This is a genomic window from Synechococcus sp. R60.1, assembly GCF_047461835.1.
Taxonomy (GTDB): Bacteria; Cyanobacteriota; Cyanobacteriia; order Thermostichales; family Thermostichaceae; genus Thermostichus.
In genome coordinates, this window is record NZ_JANSIA010000013.1 from 19,697 (window position 1) to 41,362 (window position 21,666).

Genomic DNA, 21,666 nt, shown 5'->3' on the forward strand with positions numbered 1-21,666 from the left:
GGCCTTGGATCCTTCTTGAGTCAGGTCGGGGGGTGATAATCTGAGGCCGTTTCCTAATGAAGTTTATTCCTTTTGTATCCTCTTTCTGCTGTAAAAATGTTTAACAAATTCAATCCTTCTGACAAACCCTCCAAAGGCAATTGGGCAGGTCGCACCTTTTCCGCTGCTACGGGCGCTTCGGTGGCAGCCGGTGTTTGCATTGCCCACGGTCAGCCGGCTTATGTGTCGCTGTTGGTGGCCTGTTGCGCGACGGTGTCTACCCTCGTTTTGGATGAAATGGGCTGGATCTAGGCTCGGTTTCAACTTCAGCTTTGGTTTTGCTGCATAAGAAGCCGCTCTAAAGCAGAGACTAACCAATCCAATAGGGATCCCTGGCCCTCTGGGTTTGCTGCTTGCGTGAAAGGATCCCTTTGCTGGGTTGGCAACATGCAGCCTTACTTTACCCTGCTTCGCGGGCTGCCCGCACCAACAATCCTGCTGTGATCAGCCCTGCCAGAATAGAGCTGCCGCCATGACTGAACAAAGGCAGGGGCACACCTGTGGTGGGCAGAACCCCGGTGACCACGCCGATGTTCATCAGCGACTGCCCCACCAGAAACATCAGGCAGCCGCAGGCTACTAAGCGAATGGTCAACTCCCGACAGCGCCCCATCACCCGCCAGCCCAGCAGAGTGTAGAAGGTCAGCAACCCCAGAAAGAACAGGGATCCGGCCAAGCCAAACTCTTCTGCATACACCGAGAAGATGAAGTCGGTGTATTGGATGGGCAGGTAGAACAGCTTTTGCTGGGAGAGGCCATATCCCTTGCCCCACAGGCCGCCGGAGCCAATGGCCAACAGGCTTTGCACCAGCTGGTAGCCATCCCCTTGGGCGTTACCCCAGGGATCCAAAAAAGCCAAGATGCGCCGTCGTTGGTAATCTTTGCTGAGAATGCTCACCACAGCCGCCAGAATCCCCAGCCCCGCTGTAACCAAAAGGGTGAAAGCTGGGATCCCGGCAGTCCAAGCCATGACCCAGAGGGTAAGGCCGCAGATGGCCGTGGTGCCCAGGTTGGGCTGGGCGAGGATCCCCAAGAGCGCAAAGGCGAAGATAACCACCCAGAGGATGCGGAACCAGGGAGGATGGTGAAACCAGCGGCCAAAGATCCAGGATCCCTGCAACACCAACAGGGGCTTGAGCAATTCTGAAGGCTGGATAACAGGGATCACCTTCAAATCCAGCCAGCGGCTGGCTTCCAGGCGGGAAACCCCCAACCCCGGCACCTGGGTGGCCCACACCAGGCCAACTCCCACCAAGCAGAGGATCCCGGCCCAGGGGAACCAGCGCCGCAGCGGGATCTGCACCAGAGCCCAGAAACAGCCCAGACCCAGCCCGGCCCAGAGCAATTGCCGCTTGAAAAAGTAGAGGCCATCGCCGGTGATCCGCTGAGCCACCGGGTAGGAAGCAGAAAACAGCATCAGCAGCCCCAGCACCAGCCAGATCAAGGTGAGCCAGCGCAGCCAGCGAGCCTCAGCATTCCAGGGATCCCTGGAGGGCTTGGCAGCAGGCTCGGAAATGGTTGCCACGGTGTTCAAAGCTGGAGTACTGGTCAAAACTGGCACAGGCGGGGGACAGCAAAATGGTGATGGGTTGAGCGGGCTTCCCCAAGCTCTGAGCTTGACGCGAAAGGGAACAAGCCGCTGCAAAGGCTCTTTCCACCGCTACATCTAGGGTTGGCACCAGCTCAACGTCAGTATAGTGGATCCCCTGGAGGGCCTCCGCCAGGGCTGGGGCAGACTCCCCCATCAGCACCACGCGGGCCACCTTGGCCCGAATCAACTGCAGCCAGGCACTGGGATCCCCCTGCTTGGCCCTTCCTCCGGCAATCAGAATAATGGGTGGGGAAAGGGCGTTGAGCGCCACCCAGCCGGCCTCGTAGTTGGTGGCCTTGCTGTCGTTGACAAAGCGGATAGGGGTGGATCCCACCTGGATTTGCGCCACCCGCTCCAGCCGATGGGGCATGCCGGCAAAAGATCGGATGGCTTTTTGAATGGCAGCGTTGGGGATCCCGGCCAGACGTGCTGCTGCTGCCGCCAAGAGCAGGTTTTGCAGATTGTGTTGGCCAGGGCAGCGTTCTGCAAAGTCCTCCAGCTCCGCCACCATCTCCCCCTGGATGTAGAGGCGGTTTTCCCGCAGGTCAACGGTTGCGGTGGGATCCCGGTCACAACAGCCTTGGGTAGCAACAAGGGAAGTCCAATAGGTATTTTCCCAGTCCTGCCGGCGGCAGCACAGGTAGGGATCCTCGCCGTTGAGCACCCGCCACTGGGCCCGATCCAAAAGGCGAGCCTTAAAGCTGGCATAGCGCTCCAGCGTCCCATGCCGTTCTAGGTGATCGGGAGTGAAGGTGGTCCACACCCCAATGCGCGGCGGCCCTCCAGGAGTGCTGCTCATGAGGCGGCTACTGGCCTCCAACTGGTAGCTGCTCAGCTCCGCCACGATCCAATCCGGCTTGAGCTTTCCCTGGAGCGTTGCCAAAGCCACTTGCGACAGGGGCAGGCCAATGTTGCCGCAGGGGATCCCTTGCAGCCCCGCCGCCTTGAACATCTCCGCCACCAGAGCTGTGGTGGTGCTTTTGCCGTTGGTGCCGGTGATCCCCACCCAGGGTAGGTGGTCAAGATAGATCCAGGCCAGCTCCGCCTCCCCCACCACCGGGATTCCCTGTTGACGCACCTCCTGCAGCAGCGGGTGATCCCAAGCAATACCTGGACTGACCACCACCTGCTTCACCCCTTCGGCCAGTTGAAAAGGCTGCCCCAGCCGAACCGGGATCCCTTCTTGATTGAGCTCAGCCTGCCGCTGTCTGAGAAGAGGGGAATCTTGCTCATCCCAAACCAGCACTTCATAGCCCTGGGCCCGCAACAGCCGCGCTGCCGCCAGCCCCGCAATGCCTAACCCCAAAACTTGATGTTGCACGTTGGTTTCTACTTCTTTCTTTATTTGGGGATCCCTGCTTGGATCTTACCGGTCACGTCCTTGACCCGCATGTTTTTGTTCGACACTCCCCTTGCTTATGGGGGTAACCAGTTGGTGGAGTGGATGGAGTTTTCCTAGCCGCCTGGATGGCTAACTTGGGAATAGGCTGGAGACCAGTCCGCCGGCCACCCTCTACAACCCGTGCAGATTTGTCTTTGGCGTAGAAAGGATTCCACCTAGCCTGCCAGCCTCACTTTGTGGATGCTGTAGGAAATTTTCTTTCCTATGCATCATCAGTTCAATCTTCCAAAGGATCCAACTTGGGATCCAGACTCTTGGCAGTCAGACGCAGAGCCTCCGCCTGCTCCATTACCCGTGGAGCTTGCACTGCCGTTTCAAGGCCCTGGCGATAGCTCTCCCACAGGGGCATTTCTGGGTAGGTCTGCTGCAACTCGCTGATCTGATCCAGAAGGGCCTCCAGCCAGCCGGCCGTGCTCCAGGTGAGCAAAAACTGGAAGGGGTTCCAGAGGTTGAGCTGCCGCCCCAATTCATTTAGGCTCTCGTTGCGAATGGGCGGATCGAAGATGTCCGCCACGGTCATCAACTGGCGGGCCAGCAGGGGTCTGAGGATTTTCTCGGCAGCTTCCACCACAGCAGGGATGGCAGCCTGGATCTGGTTGGGTCTGGGAATGTTCCGCGCCTGGGGCAAGGCTTGCAGCACCAACTCCAGTCGCCGCTCTGCCTCTGCCGATTCCAAAGCCGATTCCAGGGTGGTGCCCACACTGAGAAACACTTCTCCCGTCAGCAGCCGCACTGCATCGATGACCAGGTGATACAAGGGGGGGATCACGAGCTTAATCCACTCACTCTGGAAAAACTCCCGCAGCCGCCGTGCCGCATAGTCCCCCACTTGGGTGGTCTGGATCCCCACTTGAGTGAGATTGAGATACCAGTCGGGAGGAGATCCCTTGGGATCCAGCCAACGGCGCAGCGTTTGCCATTCTTCTTCTGTGAGGGCAGTTCGTCCCTGTTTTAAGCCGGTTCGCCGCAGCTTGCCCTCGGCATTCAAGAGCTTGCGCAGCTCCGGTGTGCCCAGCAAGGACAAGGCACCTGCCGAACCCACACTGCCGATCTCGATGGCGATCAAGGCGGCCAACAAGGCGGCTGAGGCCTTTACTTGAATCTGGCCGCTTTTGTCCATCACCAAAGGCAGGCGGCTGTTGCCATAGGCACGGGCACTCATCGCCTCCAGAGCAGAGCGTTGGTCAGAGGTCAGCGTCCGAGCCCAAGAAGGGATCCCATCTGGATGGGCCGGTTCCTGTAAGCCGTGATACAGCAAGCTGGCCACCCAGGCGCGATCCGCAGCCTGCCGCAAAGAGCCAATGACCACTTCCCATTGGCAGGGGTTAAGCAGGGGCAAGAGCGCTTGCAGCTCTCGGTGGATGGGCTCTGGGGATCCCGCCGTTCTCGACTGTTCCAGAGTGCTTTGCAGCCGATCCCGCGCCTCTCGGCACAGCCCGCCCCACTCCAGTTGCAGGCGAGCCAGGGTCTGTTGCACCGTCTCTTCGGAGCGACGGGGTAGATCCTGCCAGCCCGCTTCCAGCTGCCGCCACAGCTCCTCCCAGTTCAGGCCCTCAGCAGCGCCATTGACGGCATCTGAGGCAACCTTTGAGCTGGGCGAGGCATTTTGGGGCTCGGAATGGAAAGGGGGATCCAGAGGTTCAGACATGGACAGAATCCGCTTCAAGGGGATCACGGGCATTATAGCTAGGGGTAAAACGCCAGCCGAGGCAAACCCAACGTTTCCGGCCATCCCATCATCAAGTTGAGACACTGCACCGCCTGCCCTGCTTGCCCTTTCATCAGGTTGTCGATCACCGACAGGACAATAACGCGGTTGGTGCGGCTGTCCACCTCCACCCCGATCATGCAGGTGTTGGTGCCGGAGACCCATTTGGTTTGCGGGTAAACCCCCCGCGGCAGCACCTTCACCCAAGGAGATTGGCGATAGAAAGCATTGTAAATGGTGAGCAAATCTTCCCCCACAAAGCCGGGATCCCGCAGAGTGGCATACAACGTGACGTGGATCCCCCGCACCATGGGCACCAGATGAGGCGTAAATTGCACGGTGATGGGGGTGTGGGTCAGGTCGGTGCAAGCTTGCTCGATCTCGGGCGTATGGCGGTGCTGGGCCACTCCATAGGCTGCCAGAGAGCCGTCCACTTCGGCAAACAGGGATCCCACCTTGGGGGTACGACCTGCCCCCGAAACGCCGGATTTGGCATCGAAAATGAGGCTGTCCAGCTCCACCAACCCCTGCCGCAGCAGAGGAGCAACCGCCAACAATGAGGCAGTGGGATAGCAGCCGGGACAGCCTACCAGTTGGGCTTGGGCAATCGCCTCGCGGTAAAGTTCCGGCAACCCATAGACCGCCTGCTCATTGGCCTGGCGATAGGCAGGGCTGGGCCAGTTGGGATCCGTCTGACCCATGCGGTACCAAGATTGGTAGGTGGCCAGGTTGCGAAAGCGGTAATCCGCCGACAGATCTAAGACTTTGCACCCTTTGGCCAGCAAGGGCGGGGCCAGCTCGGCAGCCAGCCCATTGGGGAGAGACAAAAACACCACATCGCTGTTGGCGGCAATGCGATCCACCTCTACCGGCTGAACGGTCAGATCCACCGCCTGGGCCAACTGGGGATAGAGATCCCCGTAGCGCTTGCCGGCGCTGTCTTGCCCGGCCAGGTAGGTGATCTGCACGCCGGGATGCTCGCTCAGTAACCGCACCAACTGTACCCCTCCGTAGCCGGAAGCGCCGACAATGCCAATGCGGACAGGCTCTGTGGGGTGGGGTGGGCGGGGCGCCATGTTGGCCATGGGGGGGCTGCCTGTGCAAGAGGGTTACATGAGGGTCTGCCCTAAGTTCTATCGCATTTTCTTACCCCATTTGACGCTGCATCTTGTCCATTCGCGTTTTCATTCGCGTTAGCGTTGCGTGGCCATCCAGGGGGATTTGTTATGCTGGGTTCACCTGAGCCGCTCGGGCCTTGGCAGCGGCTTCCGTAATATCTGTCTATGTTCTGTGTAGCTTTCTAATCTACGGTCTATGCACTATGAGCGATTGATCAACATGGTCTTGCGGGCCTACGGCCAAAGCAGCCGCCATGGCCTGGATCAGGAAACTCTGACCCTCTACTCAGAAGGCCCCTACACCCTCTACAAGCTCACTTCCCATTTCGATCGCCGCTCCATTTTTGTGTTGGCCCAGAATCAGCGGGATATGTTTGTTTCTGGCGATGCGTTTAACAACAAGCTGATCCCAGGGGAATGGCAGGCGTGGCTGCACCAGAAAGCGTTGGGCATTGCCCCCGACACGGCACAAGCAGGTTAGCGAAAGGATCCCCAAGCCCGCGCCCCGCCTGTTGAGATCCAGCCCATGCTGACAATGGCCGCCTACTTCCAGCTCAGAGGGTGGTGGGATCCACAGGTCGCTCCACCTGTCCAGAATCTACCCGCCACTGGCCAAAACCCCTGGCTGAACCTGTCGGGGCACCACCGAGAGACGATCCAGATCGGCACAATAGGCCAGATCCTGATCGTTTTCCGGCCCCAGCCCCAACAACCGTTGCCCGTGGCTAGAGCGCCGCAACAAACCCAGCAGATCGTCCTGCCAAGTTTGGTAGAGGGCCAAGGCCGCCACCGCCTCGTCGTTGCCCAACTGGTTCAAAGAGCAGCCCAAGCGATGCAAGATGGCTCCGGCACAGGCAGTATCTTCCAGCGAAAAGGCCCCTTCCCACCCGGATCCCACCAGCCACACCTCCGCAAAGGATCCCCGTCTGAGAAAGTCCACCACGGCTCCCAAGTTCACCAGGGCTGCTGTAATCACCACTGGGATCCCTTCCAGGCGCTGTAGGCTGCGCGTGCCGTTGGTGGTGCTCAGGAAGATGCGCTTGTCCCGCACGCGGTCGGGAGTGTAGTCGAGGGGGGAGTTGCCCAGATCAAACCCCGCCACCGCTTTACCCCCCCGTTCCCCGGCCAAAAGCCGCTGGGAAGCCGGCCAGTTTTGGCTTGCCTCTTGGAGCTGCTGCAGGTGGGCAAACACCTGTACCGCTTCTGCTCCTGCTGCCAGCGCTGTGGCAATGGTGGTGGTGGCCCGCAGCACATCAATGGCCACCGCACACTCCGGGATCCCGGATGAAGGCACCTGTTCAGGCGTATGGAAGTGGAAAAAACGCATGGAGCAAGGGGTAAGGATCGAAAACGTCAGAACTCACGCCGGGCGAACACCAACACCGCCAGAATCAGCAGCAAAAGGGTGTAAACCAAGCCGTACAGTGCATCTCCGAGAAGTTCTGCTGGGGGCGGAACTTGGCCGTAAACCGCAGCATCTCTCAAATTGAGGCGCTCCAAATCCGGCAGGATCAAATAAATCACCTCAAACAGTTTGCCAAATCCGGCATCTTTCACCAGCTTGCTCAGTTGCAGCAGGGCGCGGCTGGCATGGCCCATCAGGAACAGGGCAATGGTGTAGAGGGTGGCCAGAATCGAGGAAGTGAAAACCCCGAACAGTAGGGCTGCGGCAACGATCAGCACCAGCTCCAAGAAAGTGAAGACCGTCGCCCAGAGAATGGCCAAAAGGGGGATCGGGGCCTGCACCAGCAGCAAGCTCAGCAGAAACACAACCGTCATCAGCAGCACCAGCACCGACAGCAGCGCCGATAGGCCCAGATGCTTGCCGACAATGAACTCTGCCCGGCTCATGGGTTTGGCGATCAGCACATACACCGTGCGTTTTTCAATCTCCTTATTCACCAGCCCTGTGCCCACGAAAATGGCCACGATCAGGCCGAAGAAGTGAATGGCTGCCAACCCCAGGTCGGCAATGATTTTGTTGTGGGCCTGGTTGGCCACCTGCGGGATCAAAACAGTGGCTCCCAGCATGGCCACCGCAAATACCATCACCAGGTAGAGAATCCGATCCCGAATCGTTTCCCGGAAAACGTTGTGGGCAATGGCCACCACGCGCGACGCATCCATGGCTGAACCCAAAGCTGTGATGATTCGACTGGTACACTGGTAACAGATCCAGCCTTTATTCTATGCAGTTCCAGGCCCAGATTCAGATTCACCTACGCCCCTCTGTTCTCGATCCCGCCGGGGCTGCGGTTCAGTCCAGCTTGCATCAGCTGGGGCATACCCAGGTACAGCAGGTGCGCATTGGCAAGCATATCCAACTGCAGCTAGAGGCCCCCGACGCCGAGACCGCCCACCGCCAGGTGGATGAGCTGTGCCATCAACTGCTGGCCAACCCGGTGATTGAGACTTATCAAATCCAAGTGGCTGCCATCGGTGGTTAATTTGATGGGTTCACGCGATTTGGGGTTGATCTGATGGCCATTCCAAAAATACCCCCAACCCCTCTTCCATCCCTCTAATCTGACCATCTTCTTTCCTCTCACTTAAGGGATCCCAATGGCTGGCGTGAGGTTTGGCGTTGTTGTTTTTCCGGGTTCCAACTGCGACCGAGATGTAGCCTGGGTAACCCGCGGCCTCTTGGGCTGCCCAACGCGGCTGATCTGGCACCGAGAGACGGATTTGTCGGAGCTGGATGTGGTGGTGCTGCCGGGGGGCTTCAGCTATGGGGATTATTTGCGTTGTGGGGCCATCGCTCGTTTTGCTCCGGTGATGGGATCCCTGAAGGAGCACGCGGCGCGAGGGGGCTATGTGCTGGGCATCTGCAATGGCTTTCAGATCTTGACAGAGGCGGGCCTGCTGCCGGGGGCGCTGGTGCGCAATGCCAACCTGCACTTTATCTGCGACCGAGTGGGGATCCGTATAGAACGGCAGGATCTTCCCTGGACAAGCGCGTATCCCCAGGGATCCACCCTAACCCTGCCCATCGCCCATGGGGAAGGCCGCTATACCTGCGACCCGGATACCCTCAAGCAATTGCAGGATCAAGGGCAGATCGTCTTTCGCTATGCTCCGGTTGCGCCCAACGGCTCTGTGGACAACATCGCCGGCATTTGCGATCCCAGCGGTCGGATCTTGGGTTTGATGCCCCACCCCGAGCGGGCAGCAGATCCTGATTTGCCAGGGCAGGATGGGATCCCCTTTTGGCAGTCGATTTTGCGCAGCTTCGCCGCCTAACTCTTCTCCAGGAGAACTCACCCCTGCCCCGGCCCTCGAGACAACACCTGGCGAACTTGATTCACCATCTCCTCATGATCCACCACCGGCTTGGCAATGTAGCCATCTGCCCCGCTCTGGGCCAAAAATGCCTCGCGGTCGCCGCGCATCGCATGGGCCGTCACCAAAATGATGGGGATGGAGCTGCTTTTCGGATCCGCCTTCAACAGTTGGGCAATGCGGATCCCGTCCACCGCCTCGCCGCGAAAGGTGCTCTGGGACAGGGAAACATCCAACAAAATGACATCCACCTCGTGCCCCTGGGCCAGCTTCAAAATCTGCTCCACATCCTGGCTGTGAAAGACCTCAAACCCACCCCGCCGTCGCAACACCTTCTCAAAAACACGGGCGTTGATCGGATCATCTTCCACCAGCAGCACTGTTGCCATCGTTAACCCAATCTTGAATCTGAACCCAAGCTAAGCTGTCTCTGGGATCCCAAAAGCCATCCTAAGGCATCCTTAGCGAGTTCAATTTGAGCAGTAGGACAAGCGTTCTCCTACAGAGTACTGAAGAGTACCGAAAAGGGTCTCAGTAGCTCTGAGAACTCCCCCCTCCTCTCCCAAAAGGAAGGATCCTCAGGTTGCCGCTACTTGACTATTTATTTTGGAATCTTATTTTGGAATCACTCCATTCCGAGTTGCCGCTACCCAACCGCAAATAGGAAAGCCGGAGAGAGCTCCGGCCCCATCCAGAACTAAGCCTAAACCACAAATCTCAAAAGAGACTGACCTTCCCTCTGCCTTGCTTGAGCCCGGCACAGCAGGAACGGCAGCCACTACCCTGGGTTACTTCTTGGTAATTCTCGGAGTTTCCCGAAAGGCAACTGCGAAAAATAAAAGGCCCAACGTCAAAAACAGGATAAAGGTGTAGGTGATGACTTCCATACGAAACCTCCAAGTCAGAATTGCTAAGGATTGCTAAGGGGGGCTTGATTCCAGATTAACTCGGAGCCGCCAGCACCCCATCTCCAAAGTGAAGCAGAGTGCCGACGGCATCGCCGAAAAGGGCTCTAGGCTTCCTGAACCTTGCGAGTGGTGGGATCCCCTACTTTCTGGAAGACGCCAAACTCCACCATTTCCTCGCTCATATTCGGGTCAATACCGGCGAACACATCGCGGAAGAGAGTGCGAGCGCCGTGCCAGATGTGGCCAAAGAAGAACAGCAGGGCAAAGACCGCGTGAGCAAAGGTAAACCAACCGCGGGGGCTGGTGTGGAAGGTGCCGTCCGCCTTGGGGGTTTCTCGGTCGAACTCAAACAACTGACCCAACTGGGCCTGGCGGGCATATTTCTTGACGGTTGCCGGGTCGGTAAACACCTGACCGTCCAGCTTGCCGCCGTAAAACTCCACCGTCACGCCCACCTGCTCAAAGCTATAGCGAGACTCCGCCCGACGGAAAGGAATGTCTGCCCGCACCACGCCATCGGCATCCCGCAGAATAACCGGGAAGGTTTCGAAGAAATTGGGCATCCGCTGCACCGTCAGCTCGCGCCCTTCGCGGTCACGGAACACCGGGTAGCCCAGCCACTCGATGGCAATGCCATCCCCTTTGTTCATGGGGCCAGCTCGGAACAGACCCCCCTTGGCCGGGCTGTTGCCCACGTAGTCGTAGAAGAGCAAAGATTTGGGCAGGGAGTTGTAGGCCTCGCTGCGGGTCATCCCGGCTTCCATAGCCGCATTTACCCGGCGGTTAATCTCCTGGTTGAAATAGCCAGAATCCCATTGGTAGCGGGTGGGACCAAACAGCTCCACAGGGGTAGTGGCGCTGCCGTACCACATGGTTCCGGCCACCACAAAACCGGCAAAAAACACCGCCGCAATCGAGCTGGAAAGCACCGTCTCGATGTTCCCCATTCGCAGAGCGCGATAGAGGCGCTGGGGTGGGCGTACCGTGATGTGAAATAGACCTGCAATGATGCCCACAATGCCGGCAGCAATGTGGTGGGCCACCACCCCTCCGGCGTTGTAGGGGTTAAAACCGGCTGGCCCCCATTCCGGTGCTACCGGCTGGACGTGTCCCGTCGTCGCATAGGGATCGCTCACCCACATCCCCGGGCCAAACACCCCCGTCAGGTGAAAGGCGCCAAACCCAAAGCAGAGGATCCCGGCCAACAGCAGGTGGATCCCAAATATTTTCGGCAGATCCAAAGCCGGCTCGCCGGTGCGGGGATCCCGGAACAGCTCCAGATCCCAGTACACCCAGTGCCAGCAGGCAGCCAAGAAGAGCAAGCCGGACAAAACGATATGGGCAGTGGCTACCCCTTCAAACGTCCAGAAGCCCGCATTGGCTACGCTCTCGCCGTAGATATTCCAACCGCCCCAGGAGTTGACCACCCCCAGGCGAACCATAAATGGCATGACAAACATGCCCTGACGCCACATCGGATTCAGGACAGGATCCGACGGATCGAAAATGGCCGTCTCATAAAGCGCCATTGATCCGGCCCAACCTGCTACCAGAGCGGTATGCATCAGGTGAACCGCGATCAGGCGACCTGGGTCATTCAGTACAACCGTATGGACCCGATACCACGGTAGTCCCATAAAGCTCGGTCCTCCACGTTCTCCAACACTTACGCGATATCCAGTCAAACAATTAAGCCGACATCTTACCTGGGATCCTGACCTGAGCAGTTTCTTCAGAGTCGAGGGGTGCCGCACCCGCTTGAACCCCTGAGCGCACCCAACTAGGATATCGCTCTCAGAATTTCCATCGCGGGCATCAAACAGTATAACGAAACGCTACCGACCTGAGTGGCTTCAGGCAGGATGCCGTCTCACTTTAGGCATCATCTTCCCAGATCTCTCGCCAGAGATTAAAAATATGACTTAAAATGTTACAATACTTAGCAACTGTGAGCGCTCTCCTGGCTCAGTCTGAAAGGTGTCGTGGTTTCTGGCAGGGGTATGGCAACGATCCGCTTCGTCAACGAGAACCGAGAGATCTTCGTCGCTGAAGGCGCTAACCTGCGCCTGAAGGCTCTGGAAAACCAGATCGATCTCTACAAAATGATGGCCAAGCTGCTCAACTGCGGCGGCAACGGCCAATGTGGCACCTGTGTGGTGGAGATTGTCGAGGGATCCGAGCATCTCTCCCCTCGCACCGAGGCAGAAAACCGCAAGCTCAAGCGCAAGCCCGATAGCTACCGCCTTGCCTGCCAGACCAAAGTGCTGGGGGATGTTTCCGTCAAAACAAAGCCCTAGCCTTGGCCCGCCTGTTTTCCCTTTGGGCAAGTCGCACCTCAGAGTGGTATGCTGACTGCCAGTTGGGCTTGTGGCATTTGTGAGTTATGGAGACGAACTACCTGGGCATCTTGGCCACCCTCTTAGTTGTTCTGGTGCCCGCCATCTTCCTGGTGATTTTGTACGTGCAAACCTCCAGCAGATCTGGCGACTGACCGGGCAACTCCCACTGGCTCAAGTCGGGTAAATCCTGGTCAAAAGGGGGGATCCCCTGTGTAGGAGGGGATCCCTTCGTCTTTTGTCGTCTAGGCTGGGCGAATTAAGGGTATTTGGAGCTCTATCGGTCAAGCTGTTGCTTGAGCTGACCTAGCCCTGTCGAAAGTCCCCGCAGGCTCATACAAAAACTCAAACAGGTTGCCGTCGGGATCCTTGCCATAGAAAGAGGCAGTGCCATCCCGGTGGCTGTGGATTTCCCCCACCGGGATCCCTTGGGATTTCAGGCGCTGGTGCTCTTGCCGAAGCTCCTCCAGGTTGTCGAAGACAAAGCCAAAGTGGGGCCCTGCTGCGCGATAGCCCGGCCCCAGCAGTGCCAGCCCATCCTCTCCTGCCTTCATGTAGGCCCAGTCGGGATCCTGCCAGACGTTAACCATGCCCAGCTTTTGGTAGAACTCCACCGCCTTGGGAATGTCCTCTACCCGGATGGCGACATGCCCGAGTTGTCTAAGTGCCATGTCATCCTCTGTGCTCAATTGAGCCAACTGCAATGGTTCTTCTACAGATCAGCTTGACACACTCCCCGCCGCAAAGGGCAGGGATCCCTGCAGCAAGACAGGGCTCTAGACCTGACTTCTTGAGAACTTGAGACAGGGATCCCAACCCAGTCCATAGGCGAGACAGACGATGGCCTTTTTCAAGCCTTCAGGGCAGGGATGGGCCAAGGCTTACCCTGTTGGCTGCGCGGCCAAGAACTGCTCCAGCTCACTCAAAGCCTCTGCATCCATTTTGGTTTGCATGGGGCAAAACTTTGGCCCACACATGGAGCAGAACTCTGCCGTTTTGTAGATATCTGCCGGCAAGGTTTCGTCGTGATATTCTCTGGCGCGTTCTGGATCCAAAGACAATTCAAACTGCCGGTTCCAGTCGAAGTTATAGCGAGCTCTGGACATCTCATCATCGCGATCCCTGGCCCCAGGCCGATGACGGGCAATGTCGGCAGCATGGGCGGCAATTTTGTAGGCAATGAGGCCGTTGCGCACGTCCTCAGCATTGGGCAAACCCAAGTGTTCCTTGGGGGTGACGTAGCAGAGCATTGCCGCACCATACCAGCCAGCCAAGGCCGCCCCAATGGCGGAGCTGATGTGGTCATAGCCTGCCGCAATATCGGTTACCAAAGGCCCCAAAACGTAGAAGGGAGCTTCGTCGCACTCCTCCATTTGCTTGCGCACGTTAAATTCAATTTGATCCATCGGCACGTGCCCCGGCCCTTCTACCATCACCTGCACATCGTGCTCCCAGGCCATGCGGGTCAGCTGGCCCAGGGTTTTCAACTCCGCCAGTTGCGCCTCATCAGAGGCATCGTGCAAACATCCCGGTCGCAAAGAATCTCCCAGACTAAAAGAAACATCGTATTTCTTGAAAATCTCGATAATGTCGCGGAAGTGGGTATAAAGCGGGTTTTGTTTGTGGTGGGCCAACATCCAACGGGCCAGGATCCCACCCCCACGAGAAACAATTCCCGTCAGGCGATGGCGCACCAACGGCAGATATTCGATCAGGATCCCGGCATGGATGGTCATGTAGTCCACCCCTTGCTGGGCCTGCTTTTCGATAATATGCAAGATATCTTCTGCCGAGAGTTTTTCGACATTGCCATGCACGCTTTCTAGGGCCTGGTAGATGGGCACCGTGCCAATGGGCACTGGAGAAGCTTGGATAATGGCTGTGCGAATTTCATCCAAATCGCCCCCGCCAGTGGACAGATCCATAACGGTATCGGCGCCGTATTTGATGGCCAATTTCAGCTTTTCCAGCTCTTCGGCCAAGCCGGAAGAAGTAGGGGAAGCGCCAATGTTGGCATTGACTTTGCACCGGGAAGCGATCCCAATGCACATCGGCTCGAGGTTGGTGTGATTGATGTTGGCAGGGATGATCATGCGACCCCGGGCCACTTCCGAGCGGATCAGTTCCGGCGGCAGGTTTTCCCGCCGGGCCACATACTCCATCTCTTCGGTAATCACGCCCTGACGGGCAAAGTGCATCTGCGTTACATTTGCTTGCCCACGGCGACGGGCAACCCATTCGCTGCGCATGTTGTCAACTCCAGTGCTCGCTTTCCTACGCTGGTATGAACCAGATCAGGTTCTGAGGATGTAATCTCAGCCTGGGGGGGGGATCCCCAGACACTCCTAGCGTGGTGTGATCATATCACCGAAATAGAGATGAGGCGGGGAGCTTTATAGTCTTTATTAAAAGAGTTTGAGATAGTACTAACCCTCACCCCTGGCCTTTCTCCCCATGAGATCCTGACCCTCACAGGGATCCCAGCCAGCGCCGCCAGCTCCACCAGAGCCCCTTTTTCCTGCGGGCCCGGAACAGTTCGGCTACTTCTTCCCCGCTGGGTCGGGCCACAAAGGTTTTGAGAACGCTGTAGAGGCCGGGCTCTTCCTGCTGCCACACGCTCCAGGGATCCGGATAGGCCCGAAACAGGGCCCCCTCCACCAGGGAGCGCAGGTAGTAGCTGGTCTCAAAGGTGCTCAGGAACCGCTGACGCAGTCGGCGACCGGCCAGACCCACCCCCACGGTGGCGGCATCCTGCAATTGGGGGTTGAGGAGAACGACGGGTTTGGGATCCCGTCCTTTGGAAGTCAGTCCAGAGGGATCCCCGCCGCTGACCGCTTGGCAAACCCGCTCCACCTGATCCAAGCTGTAAACCGCGGGCATCACCAGCAGGAGGCTCTGTTCTGGGGTAGGTTGAGTCCGGGAAGTCAAGCTCTGTAATTCAATCCCTTCTGGCAGGGATCCCCATTCCCGCTGGGCCAGGGCTGCTCCGCCGGCATCGCTGAATAGCACCAAAGCAGGCGGTTGCAGCAGCTCCAAGAACGGGCGGGACAATACTTCTGGCTTGATGTCGGGGGCCAGGATCTCAATGAGCAGGCGGCGATATCCTGCTTGCATGGCCAAGCGAGTTGCCCGAATGGCTTGTTCGCAGGCTTGGGCCAGATCGACGGGCAGGTCGGGAAATTGAGTCAGTTGCAGTTGCTCCGCCACAGCTCAGATCCAAATCAGATCCAACAAGGTTCAAGAAACGGTTGCCTAGCCTGACGAGTCTTCCCAAGCCTTGTGGGTGAGCAATTCCTCCAGCACCCGCACGCCCCGCAGTTGGTTGGAAAGGGGCAGGTGGCCCTTGGGGGCGGAGAGATCCCAGATGAACTCGTCAGGGTAGCGAGTCCAGTGGTAGCCCTGCTTCCAGCCAATGAGCGGCCAGAGGCGCTCCCAGTTGCGATTCACCCCCAACCACAATTGTCGCTGCACAGAGTAGCCAAAGCGATCCCCGGAGGCCGCCCGCCACAGGCGATCGATCGTGCGCAGATCCTCGACCGGGATCCGGCTCACCTCGGAAAAATACAGCCAGCCCCGCCGCGCCGCCCCCTCTCCTGCCGCCCGACATAGCAGTTGTAGGCTCAGCCGATCCGCCTCCAGCCAGGCTCCCGCCGATAACAGCTCCTGTAGAGGACGATAGTCGATATTCAGGGCTGAAGTCAGAGGGACGGTCACCATTGCCAAGTTGCAAAAGGTCTCCCTTGATTTTAGTCCCTGCTGTCCGTCCCCTCAGGTTTCAGGCGGGTACTTGGGCGGATCCCCGAAGATGATGCGATAGCCGATGTACGCCACCCCCAACAGCCCTGCCAGGATCCACAAGAAAGCCGAAAAGGGCATGTAGGAAAAAAAGACAAGATAAACCCGGCGACTGAGCCAAGAAAAAATAAGATAGACTGCCGCCAAAATGCCGATCCCTTGCAAGGTGCGAAAAGCCGGCACCCGCGAGAGAGGCATGCGCTGCCGCGCCACCCAGATGGAGCTAAGAAAAGTCCAGGGAGGCACCAGCAGCAAGAACATATCCGCCTGCTTCACCACCGCCTGCCAGCCGGCGGTGTTGGTGGCATAGGCCAAGTAGCCCGCCCAGAGGACAAGAGTTACCGCTCCCAAGCCGATACTTAAGCTGAGCAAAAAAGGCTCCTCCCATTGGCCTGGGATCCAGTCGCAGAGAACCCAAACCACCCAAGGGGTGGCAAAGAGCAAAAGCGCAATGGCTAAGCCATTGGCGTTGAGCTGGGTAAAAAACGTCTCCAGAGTCATGAACAGCAAAAGGAGCGAACGTCACCCTTGATGGTAATGATTCCTCCTTGAGGAAGCAATTCAATCCGTATACAAATCCACCTATTGTGGGCAATGCCCGCAAGGTTCACGGCCCGTCCGGGCATTCGTGTAAGCCTTGCCAAGCAACAACAGCGGGGATGGAAGTGGGAAAAAGAAAAGGGATCCTTGACACTGGCCAGGGATCCCTTCCTGTAGTCTTTCCTAAAAAGCTCAAGACATTTTCTATGGCGTTGCTGAGGGAATTAACCCAAGCCACTCTCCCCTTTTGCAAGAAGTGAGTCTGGCATCGGAATCCCTACTCCTCCGGATCCATCCGCCTCAGTCCATTAACCCAATCTACAGCCCTTGCAGCACCGTATCGGGGCGGGCCGACAGATTCTGGATGCGGGTATCCTGGGCAGGCGGGGTGTCTGCTTGGGTGAACACGCCGATCTGCCGCAAATACCGAGCCAAGGCATCTTGCTCGCTGCCGGGGGTGTCGAAGGTAATGCCAGAGCTGGGGGCCAAGTTGACCCGGTTGGGGTTGGACAGGCGAGGGAAGGGATAGTCATCCCCACCATTGGCCAAGAAGTCCAGGGTCACCAGGCGGAAGGTGCGTCTGGGATCCCCTTGCACTTGGCCGTTGCGCACCACCACATCCCGACCTGTGGGCGTATCCACCCGCAAGGAGAGGACGCGGGATCCCGGTGGCCGCGAGGGATCAAAGCTAAAGGCAAAGCCGCCAATTTGCGGGAAGCGGCCCGGCGTAGCTCCCGGCTGGGTTTGCGCCACCCCGTGTTCCACTATCTGCTTCAGTTCCTCAGCGGTGACGGTCAACAGAGAGAGGCCGTTGTTAAAAGCAAGGGCCGTTTCGATGTCCAGCTGAGAGATTTGACCGGACTGCTTGCCGGCCTCAGGGTTAGCAACCGGTGGGATCCGCCGCACCGGCTCGCCGCCGCCACCCCCTGTGGTAGCTCCGATGGGAGCGCGAATGCCGCCACCATTTTTCAGGGAGATGACCGTAGAAGGATCAACCGTTCTGGCGTAGGCCAGGTTGGCATCGGCAGTGAGGTTGCCCAGGTTGGTTTCCTCGGTGCGCACCTCTGCCCGCAGGCCGTTGAGAAATTGGGTGGTGGAGCCGAAGGTGCGGCCATCCTTGGTGCGGATGATGTTGCCGATCTCATTGGCCACCCGAACCACGTCAGGATTGGGGGTGCCCCTGACAGCTGCTACCCCTTGGTCGTCGGTGGCATAGGCACCGCTCACCGGGTCAATGCGGGCAATAACCCCGTTGGCGTCAAAGCTGACCACCAGGCGGCCCACGTAGCGATAGTTGGAGCCGGTGTTGACCACCGCCACCGGTTGACCACTGGCAGAGGAGCGCAAGATGGGGTAGTCACCCGTGCGGGTATCCGGCAAATCGGTGCGCAGGCGGTCGGTGGGCTTGGCAATCACCCGGTGGGATCCCCCGGCAATGATGATGTCCACATTTCGCAATTGGCTGGCCAGGGCTACCTCGTTTTGCAACTGCTGCAGGTGGGCCAGGAGGATAATTTTGTTGATGCCTTGGGCAGTGAGTTGATCGACAAAGCCCTGGATTAGAGCGGCACTCACCTGGTCAGTATCGTCCACCCTGCCTTCCACCCTCACCTCTGGGCCGGGGCTAGAGATGGCCGCCAAACGGGTGGTGGTGGCTCCCACCAGACCGATCCGCTGCCCTCCTACCGTGATCACCGCCGTCTTGGCGATCTTGCCGCGGATAGAGCTGGCCTCTTGACCATCAGCAGCAAAGTCAGAGCTAGCCAATTCGCCGGTACCGCTGAAGCTGAGGTTGGCGCTCAAGTAGGGAAAACGAGCCCCAGCGTAGCCGCGGCCAGTGTCGGGCCGGATGAGGTCGCGAATTTGGCGCGTGCCCTGGTCGAACTCGTGGTTGCCGAAGGCAGCCGCCTCAAAGCCAATGGCGTTGATGATCTCGATATCGGCTTTGCCAGGGGTGAGGTTGTAACGGCCTTGCAGAGACCGATCCGTGCTGGCGTTGTAGAAGGGGCTGGGGATATAGTTGTCCCCACTGGAGAGCACCACCGTGTTGGGAAATTGGGGGCGCAGAGCATTCACCACCGCCGAGAAGCGCGGCGCATCTTGTACGGCAGCTATCGAGGCTTCCAAGTCGCTGGCGTGTAGGATTTGTAGGGTAAAAGCGGGCGGCTGAGTCGAGAGGGCCACATTGGGATCCGAGGCGATAAACCCTGCCCCTCCACTGGGGGGAACAGAGCTGCTGGTGCCGCAGGCGCTGGCCAAACCCAACACCAGACAGCACAGCCCAACCCAAAAGCCTTTGACCAAGGCCATCCCATACCGACGCCACTCCCTTGTAGGGGAAGGCCCTCGGGTGTAACAAGCTGATTTCATCATGATGATTGCTTCACTCCATCCACGAGCATCCAGGAGACGAGGCGCTTCCGCGTTCACGTTACCAGGGGTGGGATGGGGGTTTCGTTATGGCCTGTCTAAGGTTAGGTCAAGTTTAGGTTAAGCTTCCCATGGATCCCAGCCAAATTGTTGCAAGTCCACCTGGCCCTCGGCGTCGAAGTGGATCCCTTCGGTTTGCAGCAGCGCTTTCTGCAGGTCGTCGTAGCCCAGGCGAAAAGGGGAGTAGGAAATGCAGCCCTGGGCGTTGATCACCCGGTGCCAAGGGATGTCGGTGTTTTGGCCTTGCAGGCGAAACAAAGCATAGCCCACCTGGCGAGCATAGCCGGGGTAACCGGCAACCCGCGCCACCTGCCCATAGGTGGCCACTCGGCCCGGCGGGATCCGCCGCACCACTTCGTAAAAGCGCTGGTAGAGGCTAGTAGATGGAGCGCTAGTGGAGCCAGACTGGGTCACAGGGATCCTCGCTCAAACTTGGCAGACAATAAGATGTGGAACGGATTGGATCCCCGGGTCCATGAGCTATTTAATCGCGGTACTGCCGGATCGCATAGCCGCTGAGGCGGCCTGCAGCGCCCTGGAACAAGCCGGCTTTTCCCTGGAGCGATTGCATCTGCTGGGGCGGGGCTACAAGAGTGCCGACGAGTTTGGGCTGATTGACCCGGCCCAAGCGGCCCGCCGTCAGATGCGGCGCCTGGCCATTTGGTTGGTGCCCTTTGGCTTTTTGGCCGGGGTGGGGTTCAGCGTTTTGAGTGGTTTGGATACCTTTGCCTGGGCGGGACCTATAGGCAACCACCTGATCGGCGGCCTATTGGGCGCGATGGGCGGGGCCATGGGCAGCTTTTTCGTCGGCGGCGGAGTGGGCTTGTCTGGTGGCTCCGGCGATGCTTTGGCTTACCGCAACCGCCTCGCTGCGGGCAAGTACGTGCTCATTGTGGAAGAAGAGAACGAAACCCGCCTCCGCGAAGCCACGCGGATTTTGCGCCAGTTTGAGCCGGAAAATCTGCAAGGGTACAGAGAGCGCCCCTAGACTGGGAGATCTGGGCAGCTATTGAGAGAACTCAGGGAGGTCCAAAAGCATGTCTTGGCTGTGGCAGCAAGTCCCATCGCCGCTTGGGCGGTGGCGGAAGGAAGGGATCCCCAGCTTTGCCGCTGCTGGGGGTGCACTGGCAGTTACGGGGTTTTTTTCGCCGGCTTTTGCCCACCACGCCCTGGGAGGGAAACTGCCTGCAACGGCCTGGGAGGGATTTCTCTCCGGGCTGGCTCACCCTGTCATTGGCTTGGATCACCTGGCCTTCGTCGTGGCCATCGGTCTTGTGGCGGCGGGGCAGCCCTGGCGCTACGGGATCCCGCTGGGCTTTGTGTTGGCAGGTTTGGTGGGCACTGGGATCCACCTGGCCGGCTGGGATCCCCTGGGACTGACGGAGCTGGCCATTGCCTCTTCCGTGGTTCTCTTCGGCTTGCTGCTGGTGCAACCGCGGCAGATCCCAAGTTGGCTCTTGCTAATAGGGGGATCCCTGGCGGGGCTATTCCATGGCTATGCCTACGCCGAAACCATTATCGGCGCCCAACCCATGCCTTGGGTGGGATATCTACTGGGGTTGAGCACCGTCCAGTATGGGGTAGCTCTCCTGGCCCTTTGGGCAGCAGAACGCTGGGGGTTGCGGATCCCTGGCTTAACCCGCTGGGCCGGCTGGGCGATTACAGTGGTGGGGGCTGCCTTCCTGACCTTGGCAGTGGTGGGCGCGTAAAAAGCGCTAATTTTGCTCCCTTGCGCTCGGGATCCCCGATCCGGTACAAGGATAGCGGTGAAGATCTGTAAAACGAGGGGAGATCCCATGGAGCGCACCTTTATTGCCATCAAGCCAGACGGCGTGCAGCGGGGGCTGGTGGGCACCATCATCCAGCGCCTGGAGAGCCGGGGCTACCAATTGGTGGGCCTGAAGCTGGTGCAAGTGAGCCAAGAGCTGGCGGAAGCCCATTACGCCGAACACAAGGAGCGCCCCTTCTTCCACAGTTTGGTGAAGTTCATTACCTCGGGGCCGGTGGTGGCTATGGTCTGGCAGGGCAAAGGGGTGATTGCTGCCGCCCGTAAGCTCATCGGCAAGACCAACCCCCTGGAGGCAGAACCGGGCACCATTCGCGGCGATTTTGGCATCGACATTGGCCGCAACCTCATTCACGGCTCCGATGGAGTTGAAACCGCGCAGCGGGAGATCGCCCTTTGGTTCGATGAGTCGGAATTGGTGAGCTGGACGCCGGTCACCCAAAGCTGGATTTATGAGTAGGTACTTGCTGCAGGCAAGGGGTAGTCGTGTTCGCAGGTTCCAGACCGGAAGTAGTGCAGAGCGCTAGGGCCGTGTTTCGAACTGGCTTCGGCTGGCCGCAAGCGGCTCTGTTGGAAGTGCCTTGAACCACCCCTTCTCTGCCAAAACTCGAGCGGCAAGCAGGATCTGTTTGCTAGTAAACTACCCGACCCTGACTGCTTCGCAGTACAGGGCGGGCTTAAGGCCTCCGGCCCGCTGGCGCGAACGGTAGCCCTGCAGTTGGCAAGCCAACCAC

General features: G+C 58.7%; 25 protein-coding genes and 1 riboswitch. Of the genes, 9 read left to right on the top strand and 16 right to left on the bottom strand.

Annotated features, from left to right (window positions below):
- Window positions 1-96: 96 nt before the first annotated feature.
- A complete protein-coding gene (locus tag NW834_RS03425; RefSeq protein ID WP_414329461.1) occupies window positions 97-291 on the top strand; it encodes a hypothetical protein in 195 nt (64 codons plus the stop codon).
- A gap of 148 nt (window positions 292-439) precedes the next feature.
- Here NW834_RS03425 and NW834_RS03430 read toward each other — a convergent pair whose 3' ends face one another.
- From NW834_RS03430 to argC, 4 genes are all read right to left on the bottom strand, one after another.
- On the bottom strand, window positions 440-1,564 hold the full coding sequence (locus NW834_RS03430; RefSeq protein ID WP_414418806.1) for an FtsW/RodA/SpoVE family cell cycle protein: 1,125 nt from the start codon (window positions 1,562-1,564) through the stop codon (window positions 440-442).
- A complete protein-coding gene (gene murD, locus NW834_RS03435; protein ID WP_414418807.1) occupies window positions 1,509-2,951 on the bottom strand; it encodes a UDP-N-acetylmuramoyl-L-alanine--D-glutamate ligase in 1,443 nt (480 codons plus the stop codon). Before murD ends, NW834_RS03430 begins: the two co-directional genes overlap by 56 nt.
- Before the next feature lie 298 nt (window positions 2,952-3,249).
- Window positions 3,250-4,680, bottom strand: a complete 1,431-nt coding sequence (locus tag NW834_RS03440) for a hypothetical protein (RefSeq protein ID WP_414418808.1) — start codon at window positions 4,678-4,680, stop codon at window positions 3,250-3,252.
- 38 nt (window positions 4,681-4,718) lie between these two features.
- A complete protein-coding gene (argC, locus tag NW834_RS03445; protein WP_011431956.1) occupies window positions 4,719-5,825 on the bottom strand; it encodes an N-acetyl-gamma-glutamyl-phosphate reductase in 1,107 nt (368 codons plus the stop codon).
- 229 nt (window positions 5,826-6,054) lie between these two features.
- Between argC and NW834_RS03450 the strand changes: the two genes are divergently transcribed.
- Entirely contained in the window at window positions 6,055-6,339 is a 285-nt protein-coding gene (locus NW834_RS03450; RefSeq protein ID WP_011431955.1) for a hypothetical protein, read from the top strand.
- A gap of 117 nt (window positions 6,340-6,456) precedes the next feature.
- Here NW834_RS03450 and NW834_RS03455 read toward each other — a convergent pair whose 3' ends face one another.
- The gene (locus tag NW834_RS03455) at window positions 6,457-7,185 is read right to left on the bottom strand and encodes a 2-phosphosulfolactate phosphatase family protein (protein WP_414418809.1); all 729 of its coding nucleotides are present in this window, start codon (window positions 7,183-7,185) and stop codon (window positions 6,457-6,459) included.
- A gap of 26 nt (window positions 7,186-7,211) precedes the next feature.
- Window positions 7,212-7,985 (bottom strand): ABC transporter permease, encoded by a 774-nt coding sequence (locus NW834_RS03460; RefSeq protein WP_414330211.1) that lies wholly within the window; start codon window positions 7,983-7,985, stop codon window positions 7,212-7,214.
- A gap of 62 nt (window positions 7,986-8,047) precedes the next feature.
- Between NW834_RS03460 and purS the strand changes: the two genes are divergently transcribed.
- Both purS and purQ read left to right on the top strand, forming a co-directional pair.
- Window positions 8,048-8,305, top strand: coding sequence for a phosphoribosylformylglycinamidine synthase subunit PurS (gene purS, locus NW834_RS03465; protein ID WP_011431952.1), 258 nt, complete (start codon window positions 8,048-8,050; stop codon window positions 8,303-8,305).
- A 115-nt stretch (window positions 8,306-8,420) separates the two neighbouring features.
- A complete protein-coding gene (gene purQ, locus NW834_RS03470) occupies window positions 8,421-9,098 on the top strand; it encodes a phosphoribosylformylglycinamidine synthase subunit PurQ (protein WP_414418810.1) in 678 nt (225 codons plus the stop codon).
- A gap of 17 nt (window positions 9,099-9,115) precedes the next feature.
- Here purQ and NW834_RS03475 read toward each other — a convergent pair whose 3' ends face one another.
- The 3 genes from NW834_RS03475 to psbB all read right to left on the bottom strand — a co-directional run bounded on the left by NW834_RS03475 (window position 9,116) and on the right by psbB (window position 11,682).
- Complete coding sequence (locus tag NW834_RS03475) at window positions 9,116-9,526, bottom strand: response regulator (RefSeq protein ID WP_414355353.1); 411 nt, start codon at window positions 9,524-9,526, stop codon at window positions 9,116-9,118.
- Between the two features lie 399 nt (window positions 9,527-9,925).
- Window positions 9,926-10,024, bottom strand: coding sequence for a photosystem II reaction center protein T (locus NW834_RS03480; protein ID WP_414343593.1), 99 nt, complete (start codon window positions 10,022-10,024; stop codon window positions 9,926-9,928).
- A 125-nt stretch (window positions 10,025-10,149) separates the two neighbouring features.
- A complete protein-coding gene (gene psbB, locus NW834_RS03485) occupies window positions 10,150-11,682 on the bottom strand; it encodes a photosystem II chlorophyll-binding protein CP47 (protein WP_011431948.1) in 1,533 nt (510 codons plus the stop codon).
- A 363-nt stretch (window positions 11,683-12,045) separates the two neighbouring features.
- On the opposite strand from psbB, the gene NW834_RS03490 reads away from it, so the two are divergent.
- The gene (locus tag NW834_RS03490; RefSeq protein ID WP_414350488.1) at window positions 12,046-12,342 is read left to right on the top strand and encodes a 2Fe-2S iron-sulfur cluster-binding protein; all 297 of its coding nucleotides are present in this window, start codon (window positions 12,046-12,048) and stop codon (window positions 12,340-12,342) included.
- Window positions 12,343-12,428: 86 nt separating this feature from the next.
- A complete protein-coding gene (gene psbM / locus NW834_RS03495; protein WP_071818137.1) occupies window positions 12,429-12,536 on the top strand; it encodes a photosystem II reaction center protein PsbM in 108 nt (35 codons plus the stop codon).
- 129 nt (window positions 12,537-12,665) lie between these two features.
- Here psbM and NW834_RS03500 read toward each other — a convergent pair whose 3' ends face one another.
- From NW834_RS03500 to NW834_RS03530, 7 genes are all read right to left on the bottom strand, one after another.
- The gene (locus NW834_RS03500; protein ID WP_414418811.1) at window positions 12,666-13,052 is read right to left on the bottom strand and encodes a VOC family protein; all 387 of its coding nucleotides are present in this window, start codon (window positions 13,050-13,052) and stop codon (window positions 12,666-12,668) included.
- A 210-nt stretch (window positions 13,053-13,262) separates the two neighbouring features.
- Window positions 13,263-14,630: a phosphomethylpyrimidine synthase ThiC gene (gene thiC / locus NW834_RS03505; protein ID WP_414412965.1), complete on the bottom strand. Its 1,368-nt coding sequence runs from the start codon at window positions 14,628-14,630 to the stop codon at window positions 13,263-13,265.
- 5 nt (window positions 14,631-14,635) lie between these two features.
- Window positions 14,636-14,738: riboswitch (TPP riboswitch) on the bottom strand.
- A 112-nt stretch (window positions 14,739-14,850) separates the two neighbouring features.
- Window positions 14,851-15,588 (bottom strand): DUF1995 family protein, encoded by a 738-nt coding sequence (locus NW834_RS03510; protein ID WP_414418812.1) that lies wholly within the window; start codon window positions 15,586-15,588, stop codon window positions 14,851-14,853.
- 45 nt (window positions 15,589-15,633) lie between these two features.
- On the bottom strand, window positions 15,634-16,098 hold the full coding sequence (locus NW834_RS03515; RefSeq protein ID WP_414418813.1) for a GUN4 domain-containing protein: 465 nt from the start codon (window positions 16,096-16,098) through the stop codon (window positions 15,634-15,636).
- A 51-nt stretch (window positions 16,099-16,149) separates the two neighbouring features.
- Window positions 16,150-16,677, bottom strand: a complete 528-nt coding sequence (locus tag NW834_RS03520; RefSeq protein WP_011431942.1) for a hypothetical protein — start codon at window positions 16,675-16,677, stop codon at window positions 16,150-16,152.
- Between the two features lie 357 nt (window positions 16,678-17,034).
- Window positions 17,035-19,026 (bottom strand): bifunctional metallophosphatase/5'-nucleotidase, encoded by a 1,992-nt coding sequence (locus tag NW834_RS03525; RefSeq protein WP_414418814.1) that lies wholly within the window; start codon window positions 19,024-19,026, stop codon window positions 17,035-17,037.
- 180 nt (window positions 19,027-19,206) lie between these two features.
- Window positions 19,207-19,560: an MGMT family protein gene (locus NW834_RS03530; RefSeq protein ID WP_414418815.1), complete on the bottom strand. Its 354-nt coding sequence runs from the start codon at window positions 19,558-19,560 to the stop codon at window positions 19,207-19,209.
- 61 nt (window positions 19,561-19,621) lie between these two features.
- Between NW834_RS03530 and NW834_RS03535 the strand changes: the two genes are divergently transcribed.
- The 3 genes from NW834_RS03535 to ndk all read left to right on the top strand — a co-directional run bounded on the left by NW834_RS03535 (window position 19,622) and on the right by ndk (window position 21,392).
- Complete coding sequence (locus NW834_RS03535; RefSeq protein ID WP_414418816.1) at window positions 19,622-20,134, top strand: hypothetical protein; 513 nt, start codon at window positions 19,622-19,624, stop codon at window positions 20,132-20,134.
- A gap of 49 nt (window positions 20,135-20,183) precedes the next feature.
- Window positions 20,184-20,855, top strand: coding sequence for a HupE/UreJ family protein (locus NW834_RS03540; protein ID WP_011431938.1), 672 nt, complete (start codon window positions 20,184-20,186; stop codon window positions 20,853-20,855).
- 87 nt (window positions 20,856-20,942) lie between these two features.
- Window positions 20,943-21,392: a nucleoside-diphosphate kinase gene (ndk, locus tag NW834_RS03545; RefSeq protein WP_414418817.1), complete on the top strand. Its 450-nt coding sequence runs from the start codon at window positions 20,943-20,945 to the stop codon at window positions 21,390-21,392.
- Window positions 21,393-21,666: the final 274 nt, after the last annotated feature.

What these genes read in the sequence shown, in the direction of transcription:
- NW834_RS03525 (WP_414418814.1), bottom strand. Translation starts at nt 19,026, where the DNA reads ATGGCCTTGGTCAAAGGCTTTTGGGTTGGGCTGTGCTGTCTGGTGTTG.
- argC (WP_011431956.1), bottom strand. Translation starts at nt 5,825, where the DNA reads ATGGCCAACATGGCGCCCCGCCCACCCCACCCCACAGAGCCTGTCCGC.
- purQ (WP_414418810.1), top strand. Translation starts at nt 8,421, where the DNA reads ATGGCTGGCGTGAGGTTTGGCGTTGTTGTTTTTCCGGGTTCCAACTGC.
- NW834_RS03515 (WP_414418813.1), bottom strand. Translation starts at nt 16,098, where the DNA reads ATGGTGACCGTCCCTCTGACTTCAGCCCTGAATATCGACTATCGTCCT.
- NW834_RS03425 (WP_414329461.1), top strand. Translation starts at nt 97, where the DNA reads ATGTTTAACAAATTCAATCCTTCTGACAAACCCTCCAAAGGCAATTGG.
- NW834_RS03480 (WP_414343593.1), bottom strand. Translation starts at nt 10,024, where the DNA reads ATGGAAGTCATCACCTACACCTTTATCCTGTTTTTGACGTTGGGCCTT.
- NW834_RS03440 (WP_414418808.1), bottom strand. Translation starts at nt 4,680, where the DNA reads ATGTCTGAACCTCTGGATCCCCCTTTCCATTCCGAGCCCCAAAATGCC.
- NW834_RS03475 (WP_414355353.1), bottom strand. Translation starts at nt 9,526, where the DNA reads ATGGCAACAGTGCTGCTGGTGGAAGATGATCCGATCAACGCCCGTGTT.
- purS (WP_011431952.1), top strand. Translation starts at nt 8,048, where the DNA reads ATGCAGTTCCAGGCCCAGATTCAGATTCACCTACGCCCCTCTGTTCTC.
- ndk (WP_414418817.1), top strand. Translation starts at nt 20,943, where the DNA reads ATGGAGCGCACCTTTATTGCCATCAAGCCAGACGGCGTGCAGCGGGGG.
- psbM (WP_071818137.1), top strand. Translation starts at nt 12,429, where the DNA reads ATGGAGACGAACTACCTGGGCATCTTGGCCACCCTCTTAGTTGTTCTG.
- psbB (WP_011431948.1), bottom strand. Translation starts at nt 11,682, where the DNA reads ATGGGACTACCGTGGTATCGGGTCCATACGGTTGTACTGAATGACCCA.
- NW834_RS03460 (WP_414330211.1), bottom strand. Translation starts at nt 7,985, where the DNA reads ATGGATGCGTCGCGCGTGGTGGCCATTGCCCACAACGTTTTCCGGGAA.
- NW834_RS03500 (WP_414418811.1), bottom strand. Translation starts at nt 13,052, where the DNA reads ATGGCACTTAGACAACTCGGGCATGTCGCCATCCGGGTAGAGGACATT.
- NW834_RS03535 (WP_414418816.1), top strand. Translation starts at nt 19,622, where the DNA reads ATGAGCTATTTAATCGCGGTACTGCCGGATCGCATAGCCGCTGAGGCG.
- NW834_RS03490 (WP_414350488.1), top strand. Translation starts at nt 12,046, where the DNA reads ATGGCAACGATCCGCTTCGTCAACGAGAACCGAGAGATCTTCGTCGCT.
- NW834_RS03520 (WP_011431942.1), bottom strand. Translation starts at nt 16,677, where the DNA reads ATGACTCTGGAGACGTTTTTTACCCAGCTCAACGCCAATGGCTTAGCC.
- NW834_RS03540 (WP_011431938.1), top strand. Translation starts at nt 20,184, where the DNA reads ATGTCTTGGCTGTGGCAGCAAGTCCCATCGCCGCTTGGGCGGTGGCGG.
- NW834_RS03455 (WP_414418809.1), bottom strand. Translation starts at nt 7,185, where the DNA reads ATGCGTTTTTTCCACTTCCATACGCCTGAACAGGTGCCTTCATCCGGG.
- thiC (WP_414412965.1), bottom strand. Translation starts at nt 14,630, where the DNA reads ATGCGCAGCGAATGGGTTGCCCGTCGCCGTGGGCAAGCAAATGTAACG.
- NW834_RS03450 (WP_011431955.1), top strand. Translation starts at nt 6,055, where the DNA reads ATGCACTATGAGCGATTGATCAACATGGTCTTGCGGGCCTACGGCCAA.